This window comes from Dyadobacter sp. CY323 (assembly GCF_021390245.1).
In the GTDB taxonomy this organism is placed as follows: domain Bacteria; phylum Bacteroidota; class Bacteroidia; order Cytophagales; family Spirosomataceae; genus Dyadobacter.
In genome coordinates, this window is the sequence record NZ_JAJUXH010000001.1 from 329,051 (window position 1) to 344,184 (window position 15,134).

Consider the following 15,134-nt stretch of genomic DNA (forward strand, 5'->3'; position numbering starts at 1 on the left):
TGGGAGATGTGAGAAGTTTTTATTTGTCCGTTAATCAAATTCCGAGAAGATGAAACTTTACTTTGTTTTCCTTTCAATTCTCTTTGCCGGGCGTGTATTTGCGCAGGCGCCGGTTAGTAATGTCGACCGGGAGATTGTTTTTAAATCGGTGAATGTAATTCCGATGGATCGCGAGACGGTTTTGAGAGATCAGACGGTCGTTGTGAAGAATGGGAAGATTTTGACTATTGGGGATAATGCGAAAGTGAAAGTAAGCAACGGCGCGCTCGTGGTAGACGCAAAAGGCAAGTACCTCACGCCCGGCTGGTCGGAAATGCATGCGCATGTGCCTGCCATTGACGATCTTACACCTATGAAGGAAGTGCTGATGCTCTATCTGGTCAACGGGATTACGACAATTCGCGGGATGCTGGGTAACGCCAAACACCTGGAACTTCGGCAAAAAGTAAGAAGCGGTGAAATCCTCGGGCCCAACTTTTACACCACCGGACCTGCGTTCAGCGGGCAAACCGTGAAAACCGCCGCGCGGGGTATGGAGCTTGTAAAAGAAGAAAAAGCCGCAGGGTACGATTATCTCAAGCTTTTGCCCGGACTTACCAAAGAAACGTTTCCGGGTATTGCTAAAACGTCGGCCGAATTGGGAATCCCGATGGTCGGCCACGTTTCATTTTCGGTAGGCGTGTGGGCAGCGATCGATGCCGGTTATTCGTCGATTGATCACCTCGACGGGTTTGTGGAAGCGATCACGCCTGGTATCGACACTTTGGCCGAGCAGGAAACGGGCCTTTTCAGCGCGTGGACAGCATATAGTGCCGACATGAGCAGGCTACCGAAGTTGATCCAGGCATTGAAAGCGAAAAATATCCGGGTTGTACCTACCCAGGCGATTGCGGAGCGTTGGCTCTCGCCACTTCCCGCCACTGCATTTGCGAATGATCCCGACTTGAAATACATGAAGCCGGAAGAAGTAAGAAACTGGATGAATGCGAAAAATGCCAATAATAACAACCCGAAGTTCAGCAAGGAACGTGCCGAAGCGTTTGTCGATGTGCGGAGGAAAATAATCCTGGCTTGTCAGAAAGGTGGCGTACAGTTGCTTTTGGGATGTGACGCACCGCAGGTACTGAATGTCCCCGGCTTCGCGACTCACCATGAAATGAAGTACCTGACGGACGCTGGGCTCACGCCATTCGAGGTATTGAAAACAGGGACGGTAAATGTGGCTGACTATCTCAAAAAACCGGATTCGGGCGTCATTAAAACCGGATATGTTTCCGACCTGGTTTTGTTAAATGGGAATCCTTTGGAAGATATTAATCAATCACGGAATATCGAAGGCGTGATGATCGGTACCAAATGGCTGCCAAAAGCTTTCATTCAAAGCGAGCTGAAGAAGCTGCAAAAGCAATAACTATTCCTCGTAAATCATCTTGCGGGTCATTCCGCCATCAATCACCAGATTTGTACCTGTGATAAAGTCATTTTCAGGGTCGGTTAAATAAAGACATGCTCTGGCTATATCGTCCGGTTTACCAACGCGACCGGCTGGGTGCTGCGCATGATCGGCGGGTTTTAGTGCAGAGTAATCACCCGTTTCGATCCATCCGGGGCTAATCGCATTTACCATAATTTTATCCGGACCGAGTGAGATCGCCATTGCGTGGGTCAAAGCCAGAATCCCGCCTTTGGAAGCAGCATAGGCTTCGGTGTTTGGCTCGGACATCAGCGCCCGGGTCGATGCAATGTTTACAATCGCCCCTTTTCCATTCAGCCGCATTACTTTCGCCGCTTCCCGCGAACACAGGAACGTACCCCTAAGATTTGTGTTTAAAACGTAATCCCAATCCGCAACGGGCAAGTCATACGGTGAAATGCTTTTTCCCAAACCTGCATTATTGATCAGAACATCAATGCGGCCGAAAGCCTGCTCCACTTCTGCTACTGCCCGTGCAATTTCATCCGGCGAAGTCAAATCGATCTCTCTTAAAGTGACCTGGCAGCCTTCTTTTTCAAGCTTTTGGTGAATTTCTCTCAATCCCTCACCGTCCCGGTCCCACATTGCGACAGTCGCCCCATGCCTTGCATAATGCGAAGAAATGACTGCCCCGATGCCATTTCCGGCACCGGTTACAATCACAACACTATTTTTATAATCCGCCATTTCAGTTTTATTATTCTGAGAGTGCGTTGAAATCTTCATCAGGCAACTCGATTTGAGCTGCATTTATATTTTCATGCAAATGTTCAATGGAACTGGTACCCGGGATGAGCAGAATGTTCGATGCTCTTCTCAAAAGCCAGGCTAATGCAACCTGCGCGGTTGTGGCGCCATGCTTTTCGGCGATGGCGGCAATCTTGTTCTTCATTTTATCAGGCCCGGAAGCAAGCGGAAACCAGGGAATGAAAGCCATTCCGCGTTGCTCCGTGTAATCCAGCACCCGTTCCCACTGCCGGTTTCCGAGGTTGTAGAGATTCTGTACAGACACAATCGGGACTACCTTTTCAGCCCGCTCGATTTGCTGGATATCTACCTCCGAAAGTCCTACATAACGGATCTTGCCCGCATTTACTGCCTCTACAACTGGCCCCAATGTTTCTTCTACCGGGAATTTTGAATCAAACCGGTGAAGTTGCCAGAGGTCGATCACATCCAGTTTCAGCCTTTTAAGACTTCCCTCAATTGCTTCTTTAATGTGTCGCGGATCACCATTTACCGGCCATTGATTCGGCCCGGTGCGGGTAAGTCCGCCTTTCGTTGCGATCAGAAGATTTTTCGGGTAAGGATGTAAGGCTTCCGCGATCAGGACCTCATTGGTATGAGGCCCGTACGAATCCGCCGTATCTATGAATGTAACACCAGCCTCAACCGCCGCTTGAAGTACCTTTTTTGCAGCCTCCCGATCGGGCGCATCGCCCCACACGCCATATCCTGTCAGCTGCATTCCGCCGTAACCCATTCTGTTGATCTCGATATCTCCGCCAATCCTAAATGTGGAGGCGCTTTCTTTCGCAATGCCCATGTTAATATGTTATGATGTTGTTTCAAAATCACACAAAACCCACGCCAGAAGCAGCTGAAAAACGAGAATCCGGCGAACTGGCACAATTTTGTTCCCATTCCTTTGAACACTAAATGGAATTAAAATGGAAACCACTGTATATGAAGACCGTGCAAAAGAACTGATTGCTGAGATCAGGCAGATCATTGAAGTTAAAGGGATAGATCTGAACAATGCATTGTCAGAGGCTGGTATTTCACCGGAGACGGCTGATTTGATCTTCAACAATGGCCAGCTTCCGACACTCTCTGAGTTTCTGATGTTGTGCGAAATCTCCGGCATCACCTTTCATTTACCTTCTGTTGAAACCCCAAACACGCCCATGTAAGGGTGTGTTTTAAATCAAATCAGTCCCCATTAACAGTCAGATCCCGACCGATCACTCATTTGCCGAAAAATTTTATATTTTTTTAAAAAAAAAATTTTCCCGAAATCCGTGAAATGAGGCCATTTCTTCGGCATTTTCTGCCATTGAATTAATCCACTCCGAATAAAATTTCAATTTAATTCTGTTTTGCCAAATATTATGACTGACTTCGTAGAAGAGCAGTATGAAGCTTGGTTTAAGTTTCTGTAAGCAAAATGAAATTAAGTGCCAAATATGGAAAATGGGTGACTTTAAAATTTTGAATCTTGAAATTGTACCATAAATATTTTTCAAGCGCAGGTATCTTCAACCTGTATTTTACGTTTTTAAACGGAATATTGTTTTGTGTACTAATGCGTTGAACGTTTGTATTCAGAATATTGTAGTATATTTGTACTCGAAATAAGAACAACAACAGAAAATAAACAGTAAACACTATTACCAATGAAAAATGCAAAAACAATGATAGCAACAGCCATGATGGCAATGACTATCGCAACGTATGCCAGCGCTAACAATTCTACATATACAAGCGAAGAAAAAGTAAGGATTTCAGTTATCAACAAATCATTACCAGCGGCGCTTCCGGTTCTGGAAAGCCCGGCTCCACAAGTAGTTAGGAATACAGTTGACACCAATAAACACACGGCTGCACAGAAAGCAGCGATCGTAGGTCTGCAATTGAAAAGCATTTCTGCGAAGTAATTGAGGACGAGTCCGCAACAGGGCTCATTTGAGTTTGGAAGTTTGAAAACGGGGGGGATTTTTCCTCCCTTTTTTTTGCCTTTTGGAATCGTTTTCAATGATCCCTTTGTTAAACGCCTCAGCAATGAGGTTTTTTTATACCTTAACATTCTCAAATTTTTGCATTCACAAATAACATGAAGCTTTTGCTTATTGAAGATGAACCAAGTGTGATCTCCGTCATACAACGCAGCCTCACGGCGTCCGGGCATGAAATTACCGTCGCTATGGATGGGCAATCCGGTCAACAAATGGCGTTGCAACACACATTTGACATCATCATACTCGACCTCATGGTTCCGGTGATCAATGGAATGGAGGTGTGCAGACGATTGAGAAGTAAGCAGCTTACTACGCCGATATTGATGCTGACAGCGCTGGGAACAACAGAAAATATCGTTTCCGGACTTGACGCCGGTGCGGACGATTATATGACGAAGCCTTTTAAGCTCGCCGAGCTGGAAGCCAGAATACGAACTCTGACCAGAAGAGGAAGGGAGCAAGAAAAAGAGAAAGATGAAGAAACGCTCAGCATCAGTGACCTGGTCCTGGATAAAGTTACGAAAACTGTGAAACGGGGAAACATTGCTATCGAATTGACAGCAACTGAGTTTCGCCTGCTGGAATACTTGCTTTCGAATCCAGGCCGTGTATTGAATCGAATGGAAATTTTGGAAAATGTGTGGGACATTAATTTCAACCTGGGGACCAATGTCGTAGATGTATATATCAACTACCTTCGAAAAAAAATTGAAAAGAACCATCCGGTTAAACTCATCCATACGGTTTTTGGAATGGGCTATGTGATCCGCCAGTCTTATGAAGATCCAAATTAAAATCACGCTGATCTTTACGGCCCTGACTACCGGGATCATTCTTGCATTCAGTATATTCATTTACATTGTTGCCTCCAAAAGTATTTCGGCCAGCTTCTTTCACAGGCTCGAAGTCCGGACCGACATTATCGGGCATGCGGCGCTGGTGGAAAACAAGTCGCTGACATCCATATATTATGCGATCAAGGAACGGCATTTTCGCAATCTGCCTTCCGAAAAACACCGCGTGTTGCCAGCTACCATCACGCCGAAAATCAAAAAAACCATACACCTGCCCGCCTCATTTTTTGAAGAACTGGATAGGAGGAATACTTCGCAATTTTTTCGCAACGACACATCTTATGTAGGAATGCGGATCGGAAAGGCGGGCCAGCAGGTGATTGTCATATCTTCCGCGGTGGACCTCTACGGTCTGGCCGAAATGAATAACCTCAAAAATATCCTGATCATCGGCTCGCTCATCGCCATGATTTTTGTATTTACGTTCGGCAGGTTGTTTTCAAATGAAGTATTCAAACCGTTCCGCCGCATTATCCGCAATGTAAAAGGAATTAACGCGCTGAACCTGAACCAGCGGTTGATCATCGACGATACGAAGGATGATGTTGAGAATTTGTCCAGGACATTCAACGACATGCTCGACCGGCTCGAAATTACCTTCGAAATGCAGAATAATTTTGTCAGTAATGCCTCGCATGAATTTAAGACACCCTTAACCGTCATTAGTGGGGAAGCTCAGCTCGGGCTTTCTGTGAGCGGGCTTCCGGAAGCTGCACGGGATTCATTTCAAAACATTTACCGGGAATCGGAGCGGCTCGAAAATCTCACAAGCAGCATGTTAAGTCTTGCACAAACTGGCTTTGACGGCAAGAGGGAGCAATGGGACAATTTGCGGATCGACGAGCTGATCCTGTCCGTGAAGGAAGCGGCGGACAAGATCATGCCGGACAATAAGGTGGAAATTAATTTTGATTACCTGCCTGACGACGACCGTAAGCTGGTTTTGAATGGCAATAAAACGCTACTGAAAGCGGCGTTTTCCAATATTGTTTTGAACAGCTGCAAATATTCGGACAACAAACCGGTGCATATCATCATCCGGGCGGACCAGGTTTATACAATTATAGAAATCAGCGATCAGGGCATCGGCATACCCGATCGGGAAATCGGTCAGATTTTCGTGCCATTTTTCAGGGCCTCCAATACTGAAAAATACAAAGGATATGGCATTGGACTACCGCTGGCTCACAATATCATCCGGCTGCACCAGGGGAAAGTGGAGGTCAAAAGCAGGGTGGGAGAAGGCACTCAATTCATTACATACCTCCCATTTTGTCATTTCTAACCGCATCTTAATTTTCTCATCCCATTCTAATAAAGTTCTCATGTTATTATAACTGCCTTCTTAAACCGGCCTAATAAGCCTGCCGTAACATTGCATTATCATACTGATTTAAAGCATTGTTCACTTAAAAAGACAGGTTCATGAAAACAATTTTGATTCCAACCAATTTTACGAATGACTCGATTGAAGTTGCAGAAACCATTGTGGCAGATGCTAATGAAAATGTCAATCTGGTATTTACACATTTATTCCACGTAGCAGACGATATTCAGGATCTGCTTTTTTCCGGGTCCCGGGAGCGGGAACACGAGCTTATCTCAAAGGATTTCAAGGAGGCTTGCAACATCCTTAAAGAGAACTCCGATGAAAAGATCACCACCATCAAAATTGATTTCTTCTACGGCAACAAGCTCGCTTCACTAAAAAACTTTCTGGAATACCACGAGGTGGATTTCATTGCCTACTCCGGAAGCCGGGGCGTCCCCAAGCTGAACAAAAATAGCCTGGATGCATTGCCTGTGTTAAAAAAATGCGGCATTCCGCTCGTAGATACGGACCTGATCAGCATCGATTCACTCTCCGAAGCGAGCAGTGTCATGGGCGACGCAAGGTGGCTTGGTTAGATCTTGAATAGTGAAAAGTTAAAAAGCAAAGATTATGCTGCTCAAAAGGAACATCCCCATCCGATATATTTTCGGAAAAATTAAATATGAAATTCTCTACGTAACCATTTACGGGTTTGCGATCGAGATTATTTATCAAAACTTCCAGATCACCAATATCTCCATTCCCATGACGGTCCCCACCGTGCTGGGGACCATTATCTCCCTGTTGCTGGCGTTCCGCTCAAACCAGGCGTATGACAGGTGGTGGGAGGCCCGGATTATCTGGGGTGCAATCGTAAACGATTCGCGGACTTTGGCGAGGCAGATCATGTTTCTGATGGATGCGCCGTATGAATCGGGGGACATCGACGGATTTAAACACCGGATGATCAACCGCCAGATCGCCTGGTGTTATGCATTGGGAAAGGGTTTGCGGAAAGATGATCCCATGCCCCTGATCAGAAAGTTTGTATCCGAGGAGGAATGTGAATTTGTAGAAGGTTTTGACAATAAGCATGTTGGATTGATCCAGCTTCATGCCAGAGATCTCAATAATGCATTAAAACAAGGATGGGTTAATTCGTACCAGCAGATTGAAATCGATGGTACGCTGACCAGACTCTGCGACTCGATGGGCAAATCGGAACGGATTAAGAATACCGTTTTCCCGTCCACGTACAGTTTGTACATTCACGTGGCCCTGCACTTCTTCATTATACTTCTGCCATTCGGACTGGTCGAACTGTTTGGTCTGCTGATGGTACCTGTATTGATCGTGCTGACATCCTGCTTTTTTCTCATTGAAAAAATGGCCATTCATTTACAGGATCCGTTTGAGAACAAACCCACAGATACGCCGGTACTTACTATATCCAGCAATATCGAGCGTGATTTGAAACAAATGATGCGTGACAAACAGGTGCCGCAGTCATTTGCTACCGACAAATTCTATATTTTGTAAAACAAAAAAATGCGGGACTCACGCTCCGCATCTTTTTTTGTTATTCGCCGAGTCCTTTGTGGATGTCTATCAGGATATTATAATCATCTCGCACCCAGTTGCCGGTCTTCTCGATCTTTAATTTTTCGGTTAAAAGATAATCTTCTAGTATGTGGTATGCTTTCAGAGCATCATCCGGCGAATAAAATCCATTCGTCCATCCCGGCGGGATTTTATCGGGTTTCACAATTCCTACCCCAACATTATAAAGGCGGACAATACCTTCTGAAAATTCCAGTGATACCCTGTTATTTTGCCTGATCTGTGTCGTCTTGAGAATGTAGGCGGTATGGAGAATGTAGTTTCGCAACCTTTGCAGCAACTGCTCGCGGTTTTCCGGCTCACCGGGTTTCAGGCGCCATTGATTATTTGCCGGGTGAAATGGGTCGTCCCGGGACCTGGAAATGGATGTGCCTTCCTGGATCAGTGACAGTATTTGCTCCGGCCCAAACTCGAAATTCATTAACCTCATTCCATTTGCCGCTCTGTCAAATGCGAGCGGTACTTCTTCAGTCGTCCGCCCGATGGTCAGGAATACCGATACGGCCAGGCTGTCGTAGGCCCAGCGTCCGGCCTGGTAGGCACCGTTTTTACCGATTTGGGTAAAAGTGCTGTCAGGAAAAAATGAGATTAATAACTCACCGGGTTTTTCTATTTCCTTTTCAAAGTCAGATTCTTCATAAGGGAATATCCGGATCGGCTGATCCATTTTTACTCCCGATAAACGCCAGCTTCCGTATAGTATTTCACCTTTTCGTCCCTCTGTCAACCAATCGGTAGTGGACTTCGCAGGGCTTCGTTTCCCGGTGCGGTATATGATCCCACGATTCTCCATCATGGTGACCAGGATAAACAGAACGAATAATTTGATGAAGGTCATGACAAAGGATGTTCGGGCAAACCCTGCATTTAAATTAATGAATTACCCCAGGATAATGCAAGCTAAACTTCGGCCAACGTTGGTCAAACCGGACCCGGTTGAGTAAGTATTGACCTAATGCTTCTTATTCTAACCAGAAAAACGGTCAAACGGCCGGAAAATTGGTTCACTAACTTTTAGATCAAGAATGAGTATCATTAGGTCTGCTCCTGTTCTGGTAATTTTTTTACTTCTCAATTTCGGATATCAGTTTCAAAGGCCTGATTATCATATTGAAAAAACAGAGATCGCCGATGTTCAGCTCCGGGCTGTGCAGGACGAAACCAGTGAAACGATCAAAATTTTCCGGGGTACCGAAACCAAACCTATTGTTACACAAAATGCGAAGGCAAACTTCCGGCCATACCTGCACCCGATCGAGGCGCCGGACGGAAAAGGTGTCTTAACAGAATACAGCCCGGGCCATCACAAACATCAGACCGGCATATACTGGGGCTATACCCGCGTGAATGGCCGCGACTATTTTCACCACCCCGACGAAGGCTACTGGAAAAGGGTTTCCGCCAAAGTGATCGAATCAAAAGGTGCGGAAGTAAAATGGCAAACTGTATATGATCTTCTGGATTCCACCGGTACCGCTGTTTTGACAGAAACACAAAACTGGTCGATCCGCGTGAAAGACGGCAAATATCTCATGGACCTTGAATGGAATGGAGAAGCCAATACAGACGTGACCATCGGTAAATACGATTACGGCGGCCTGTTCGTACGGATGCCCTGGAAAGCGGGGATCAAAGGAGAGGTAGTGAATGCGGCGCGTCAGAAAAACGAAAAGGCGGAGGGGCAGGCTGCGATGTGGGTGGATATCGGCATGCAGGTGGAAGGCAGGAATAACCTGGCTCACATTGCCATTCTGGACCATCCCGGAAACAAAGGGTACCCGCAAACCTGGCGCGTGGACGGACAGCTTGGAGCAGGTCCCGCCCGTGCAAGAAAGGCAGATTGGCATATTAAAAAAGGTGAAACGGAGACGATCAAGCATGAACTGGTGATTTATACCGGCGAGCTGAACGATGTAGAACTCAACAAAACATTCGGAGAATTCATCGGAAATAATGGTACTTACAACACTGCCGCACTCTGGGCAATCGCGCAGAAGGAAGGAAGGGAAGCCAAGTTTCTCAGCGCGCAGGAAGCAGTTGCGGCGATGACGATCAAAGAAGGTTTTCAGGTGAATGCCTGGGCATCCGAGCCTATGATGACGCAGCCGATGGCTTTTTGCTGGGACGATCGCGGGCGGATGTGGATTGCCGAAAATAAGGATTATGAGTCGCGTGGAAAAGGTTTTTCTAATGCCGGTACGAGCCGGATCCTAATCCTCGAAGACACAGATAAGGATGGGGTAGCCGATAAAAAGACCGTATTTATGGAAGGCATCGCATTTCCCTCAGCCCTGGCGGTGGGTTTCGATGGCGTTTTCATTGGTGCGCCGCCGAATTTGCTTTTTGTCCCGGATAAAAACGGGGATGATAAAGCGGATATGGACAATATTGAAGTGTTACTTACCGGCTGGGGAATTCGCGACCGACATGAAACTCTGAATAGTTTTCATTGGGGGCCGGATGGCTGGTTATATGGTTTGCAGGGTTTTGCAACACCATCCAAAGTGGGTAAACCGGTAGGAAAAGGTAAGTTATTTAAGCACAACGATCCGTTTCCCGAAAATATAGAGGTTGAAAACGGAGTGGATATCAATGGCGGGGTCTGGCGTTTTCATCCTACCAAAAAAATATTTGAAGTAGTCGCGCACGGTTTCAGTAATCCCTGGGGCGTGGATTTTGATGCAAAAGGGCAGATGCTGATCACGGCTTGTGTGATCCCGCATTTGTGGCACGTGATCCCGGGCGGCATATATCACCGGCAGGGCGGGCAGCATTTCAACCCATATGTTTATAACGACATAAAAACCATTGCGGATCATACGCACCGCTCGGCGCACGGAGGTGCACGGGTGTACTTGTCGGATGCATTTCCAAAGGATGAGCAGGGTAAGATTTTCATGGCCAACATTCACGAACACGGCATTTTATCCGATATCCTGGTACCAAAAGGTTCTGGTTTTTCGGGCAAACACGGGGATGAATTTATGATGGCCAACAATGCGCAATGGGTGGGTTTCAGTATGGAAATCGGCCCGGAAGGTGCAATGTACGTGCTGGACTGGCACGATGCGGATATTTGCGGATCGGATGTGTTGAACTCTGAAACGGGAAGGATATTCAGGATAACTCCCAAAAAATCGCTGGCAGAGAACTGGAAAGGCCGATATGATGATCTTAACAAGATGAGTGACGAAGATCTGGCCAGTCTGCAGGCGAGCAAGAGTGACTGGCACGCCCGCCGGGCGAGGGTGATCCTGCAAAGCCGTGCAACCAAAGGCAAGATTTCAAAAGCGGCGTTGGATAGGCTTAGTGAATTATATAAATCCAGCGGAAATGCGGACGAGCGGCTTCGCGCCATGTGGACTTTGAACATCACCGAAAATCTGGATGAAAAAGACCTGATCCTGGCGTTGTCCGATAGCGATGCGCATATCCGTTCCTGGGCGATCCAATTTTTGTCAGAGGAAAATAAGCCTTCGCTGCAGGCCACCGCGCAATTTTCCAAAATGGCAATCGAAGATAAATCGGCGGTAGTGCGACTTTATCTGGCGGCGGCATTGCAGCGAATGGATAATGCTTCTAAATGGACGGTTGCGGAAGGTTTGGTCGCACATGCAGAGGATTCAGAAGATCATAATCTGCCAAAAATGATCTGGTTCGGTATCGAGCCATTAGTAAAAGCAAACCCGGAAAAGGCACTCGCGCTGGCCTCAAAATCGAAGATTCCGATGGTTACTCAATTTATCGCACGCCGTGTGGTGGATGCTGACCAAATTGGGACACTGGTTACTGCGGTTGGAAAAGCGACAACGAACCGGATGCAGCTTTTGGAAGGAATGCGCGACGGACTCGACGGTAGAACGGACATTAAAACACCGGCGAACTGGAATGCGGTATATGCGAAATTAAAACAATCCAATGCGAAAACTGCCCAGCTAGCCACCGATCTTAGCCGCCAGTTTGGGGATACCGAGGCTTCCAAAGCGGATTTGACAATACTGAAAAACAAGAATGCAGCATTTGAGCAACGAAGTAAAGCGTTGCAATCGCTCACAAGCAGGCAGCGGCCAGAGCTGGTAAGCGAGCTGCCCGCATTGCTCGACGATAGCAAGCTTCGCCTGCAGGTGATCCGGAGTATCGCGGCATTTGAAAACGAGCCTCTGGCAAAATCACTTATTGAACGTTACCCGAAATTCAGTGCTGCGGAAAAGGCCGAAGCAATTCAAACGCTGGCTTCGCGCCCGAAATCGGGCTGGCTGCTCACTCAGGCAATTTCGAAAAATGTAATCCCGAAAAACGATATTCCGACCTATGTTGCAAGACAGTTACGCCGGGTAGTAGGCAGCGGTTTCGTGGAAGTCTGGGGGCCGATTGATCATGTTGCATTTGATGAAAAAGCATATAAAAAATATCGTAACCTGCTGACAGATAAAGCGGTGTCAGAGGCCAGCAAAGTTCAGGGGCGAATGGTGTTCCAGAAAACCTGCGCACCTTGTCACAAGCTTTATGGCGACGGAGGCATTATCGGGCCGGAGCTCACGGGTTCCAACCGGGCTAATCTGGATTATTTACTGGGTAACATCCTCGACCCGAGCGGCGAAATTCAGGATGATTACAAAATGGTGGTGGTCACGACCCGCGACGGGCGTACCTATGTGGGTAATGTGGCAAAGGAAACGGAACGGCAGGTTACCCTTCGCATCGTTGGCCAGGATGCGGTTGTTATCAACAAATCGGACATTCAAACGCGTGAAGTAACCCCGGCTTCCATGATGCCGACCGGACTACTGGAAAATTTATCTGACAAGGAAGTGACGGAGCTGATCGCGTACCTGAAAACGACTTCACAAATAAGTGCTCAGGCGAAGTAGACAATATAGTATAAAAACAGTAATTAATTGTAGCATAACGACTTTTGACCTATATTAATACTCAAATCAAAAAGTCGGGACTATGCGATCAGGTGTTAAGGTACTCGTAGCTCTTTTTGCTTTTTCTTTATCCGTTCATTTTTTGCAGGCCGAGCAACCTGCCACATTGAAAATCGGCGCCGCTGCCCCGGATTTTAACTTGCTGGGTGTCGATGGCAAGCGTTATTCGTTGAAAAGCTTCGCATCGGCAGATGTCCTGGCCATTGTATTTACCTGTAACCATTGTCCCACGGCGCAGGCTTACGAGGAACGGATCAAACGCATTACGGCTGATTACAAAGCGAAAAAGGTAGCGGTCGTTGCAATCTCGTCGAACGACCCGAAAGCGATCCGGCTGGATGAACTAGGCTACACCGATTTGAGCGATACGTATGCGGAAATGAAGCTGCGGTCGGAAGATATGGCTTACAATTTCCCCTATCTTTTTGACGGTGACGACCAAAAAATCGCAAATGCATATGGCCCGGTTGCTACCCCGCATATTTTCATTTTCGATAAAGCAAGAAAACTTCAATATAACGGCAGGATCGATGATGTGGAGAAGCCGACGGGAACGCCAAAAAACCTGGACGCCCGCAATGCGCTGGATGCATTAGTTGCCGGCAAGCCGGTGCCGGCACCGACTACGAAAACATTTGGCTGCTCTATGAAGTGGATCTCCAAAGAACATGGTGTTCAGGATGAGCAAGCGGGATGGGCGAAAGAGCCGGTGAACCTCGAAACCATCGACGAGGCAGGGATTAGGGAATTGATTCAAAATAAATCGGATAAACTCCGGCTGATCAACGTTTGGGCCACCTGGTGCGGCCCCTGCGTTACCGAATTCCCGGATTTCATGACGATGCACCACATGTACCGCGGCCGTGATTTCGAATTTATCTCGATCAGTGCGGACAGTCCGGATAAGAAGCCGAAAGCGCTGAAATTCCTGCAGGGAAAGTTTGCTTCCAACAAGAATTTTATTTTCAATATCGAGGATAAATATAAGCTGATTGAAGCGGTAGATCCGAAATGGCAGGGTGCTTTACCCTATACTTTGCTTGTCGAACCCGGCGGAAAGATCGTTTATTCGGCACAGGGGCCTATCAATCCGGCAAAAATGAAAAAGCTCATTGTTGAGAATAAATACGTAGGCCGGTATTATTAAACGTTCAAACAACTTTTAACAGAAATTCATGGAAGATCAAGACTTTTCAAGACGCAGGTTTTTAGGAACCACGGCACTCGCAGCTGCTGGTCTGGCATTGGTACGTACACCGATTTTTGGTGCGCCGGCCATTATTAAAAACCTGGGCAAACCGAATTCCCTTTTTAATGGCGTACAGGTTGGCGCGATTACCTATTCCTGGCGCAGCCTTCCGGGCAGTGCGGAGGATATATTGAAATACTGCATTGAATGTAATATCAGCGCGATCGAACTCATGGGGCCTACGGCCGAATCATTTGCGGGTGCGCCGGAAGCACCTCCACGTCCAAGCTTTGCACCCGGACCCGATGGCAAACGTCCGGAAATGACGGATGAGCAAAAGGCGGCTCAGAAAGAATATGGCACAAAACTGGCCGAATGGCGGGCAAAAGTGTCGATGGATAAATTTGCTCAGTTGAAAAAAATGTATAATGCGGCAGGCGTGAGCATTTATGGCTACAAGCCGAGCGCGCTGGGTGTAAACAATACCGACGCAGAAGTGGATTACGCATTCCGGGCGGCGAAAGCGTTGGGAGCAAATCAGGCTAATGTAGAGTTGCCAAACGATGCTGCGCAAACGAAACGACTCGGTGACATTGCTGCTAAAAACAAGGTGTATGTAGGTTACCACGGTCACACGCAGCAAACACCGACCTGGTGGGATACGGCGCTCGGACAGTCGAAATACAATGCGATGAACTTTGATATGGGACATTATGTCGCTGCTGGCTTCGATCCGATCCCATTAATAGAAGCAAAGCAGGACCACATTGTGAGTATGCACGTGAAAGACCGGAAAAATAAGGAGCACGGCGGCGCCAACGTGGTATGGGGCGAAGGCGATACGCCCATCACCGCGGTACTGGAGCTTATGCGGGCAAGGAAATACAAATTTCCGGCAACCATCGAGCTGGAATATGAAATCCCAGCAGGCTCAGATCCTTTGAAGGAAACGGCTAAATGCGTAGAGTACGCGAAAAAGGCGCTGGGGGCGTAGGGTTTGGGTTAATGAATTAACA

Annotated in this window: 13 protein-coding genes; 10 read left to right on the top strand and 3 right to left on the bottom strand. The window is 47.2% G+C overall.

The genetic code is table 11. From position 1 onward, the window contains the following. Positions 1–49: 49 nt before the first annotated feature. Positions 50–1,411 carry an amidohydrolase family protein gene (locus tag LZG72_RS01460; RefSeq protein WP_233866640.1) on the top strand — a complete coding sequence of 454 codons (1,362 nt, stop codon included), beginning with the start codon at positions 50–52 and terminating at the stop codon, positions 1,409–1,411. On the opposite strand, the gene LZG72_RS01465 is transcribed toward LZG72_RS01460, so the two are convergent. Then, a complete protein-coding gene (locus tag LZG72_RS01465; RefSeq protein WP_310590537.1) occupies positions 1,412–2,200 on the bottom strand; it encodes a glucose 1-dehydrogenase in 789 nt (262 codons plus the stop codon). Further along, positions 2,172–3,020 (bottom strand): aldo/keto reductase, encoded by an 849-nt coding sequence (locus LZG72_RS01470; protein ID WP_233866643.1) that lies wholly within the window; start codon positions 3,018–3,020, stop codon positions 2,172–2,174. The genes LZG72_RS01465 and LZG72_RS01470 overlap by 29 nt, the downstream gene beginning before the upstream one ends. Positions 3,021–3,144: 124 nt before the next feature. Between LZG72_RS01470 and LZG72_RS01475 the strand changes: the two genes are divergently transcribed. From LZG72_RS01475 to LZG72_RS01500, 6 genes are all read left to right on the top strand, one after another. Next, positions 3,145–3,387 (top strand): transcriptional regulator, encoded by a 243-nt coding sequence (locus LZG72_RS01475; protein WP_233866645.1) that lies wholly within the window; start codon positions 3,145–3,147, stop codon positions 3,385–3,387. A gap of 483 nt (positions 3,388–3,870) precedes the next feature. Then, positions 3,871–4,131, top strand: coding sequence for a hypothetical protein (locus tag LZG72_RS01480; RefSeq protein WP_233866649.1), 261 nt, complete (start codon positions 3,871–3,873; stop codon positions 4,129–4,131). A 176-nt stretch (positions 4,132–4,307) separates the two neighbouring features. Further along, positions 4,308–5,006 (top strand): response regulator transcription factor, encoded by a 699-nt coding sequence (locus LZG72_RS01485; RefSeq protein ID WP_233866651.1) that lies wholly within the window; start codon positions 4,308–4,310, stop codon positions 5,004–5,006. Continuing rightward, on the top strand, positions 4,990–6,351 hold the full coding sequence (locus LZG72_RS01490; protein WP_233866654.1) for a cell wall metabolism sensor histidine kinase WalK: 1,362 nt from the start codon (positions 4,990–4,992) through the stop codon (positions 6,349–6,351). The genes LZG72_RS01485 and LZG72_RS01490 overlap by 17 nt, the downstream gene beginning before the upstream one ends. A 140-nt stretch (positions 6,352–6,491) precedes the next feature. Next, on the top strand, positions 6,492–6,974 hold the full coding sequence (locus LZG72_RS01495; protein WP_233866657.1) for a hypothetical protein: 483 nt from the start codon (positions 6,492–6,494) through the stop codon (positions 6,972–6,974). A 34-nt stretch (positions 6,975–7,008) separates the two neighbouring features. After that, positions 7,009–7,917 (top strand): bestrophin family protein, encoded by a 909-nt coding sequence (locus LZG72_RS01500; RefSeq protein WP_233866659.1) that lies wholly within the window; start codon positions 7,009–7,011, stop codon positions 7,915–7,917. A gap of 40 nt (positions 7,918–7,957) precedes the next feature. Here LZG72_RS01500 and LZG72_RS01505 read toward each other — a convergent pair whose 3' ends face one another. Further along, a complete protein-coding gene (locus LZG72_RS01505; RefSeq protein WP_233866662.1) occupies positions 7,958–8,836 on the bottom strand; it encodes a hypothetical protein in 879 nt (292 codons plus the stop codon). A gap of 187 nt (positions 8,837–9,023) precedes the next feature. Between LZG72_RS01505 and LZG72_RS01510 the strand changes: the two genes are divergently transcribed. From LZG72_RS01510 to LZG72_RS01520, 3 genes are all read left to right on the top strand, one after another. Beyond that, a complete protein-coding gene (locus LZG72_RS01510; protein WP_233866665.1) occupies positions 9,024–12,869 on the top strand; it encodes a PVC-type heme-binding CxxCH protein in 3,846 nt (1,281 codons plus the stop codon). An 82-nt stretch (positions 12,870–12,951) separates the two neighbouring features. Next, positions 12,952–14,076 (top strand): redoxin domain-containing protein, encoded by a 1,125-nt coding sequence (locus tag LZG72_RS01515; RefSeq protein ID WP_233866667.1) that lies wholly within the window; start codon positions 12,952–12,954, stop codon positions 14,074–14,076. A 28-nt stretch (positions 14,077–14,104) separates the two neighbouring features. Next, on the top strand, positions 14,105–15,112 hold the full coding sequence (locus tag LZG72_RS01520; protein ID WP_233866669.1) for a sugar phosphate isomerase/epimerase: 1,008 nt from the start codon (positions 14,105–14,107) through the stop codon (positions 15,110–15,112). Positions 15,113–15,134 lie beyond the last annotated feature (22 nt).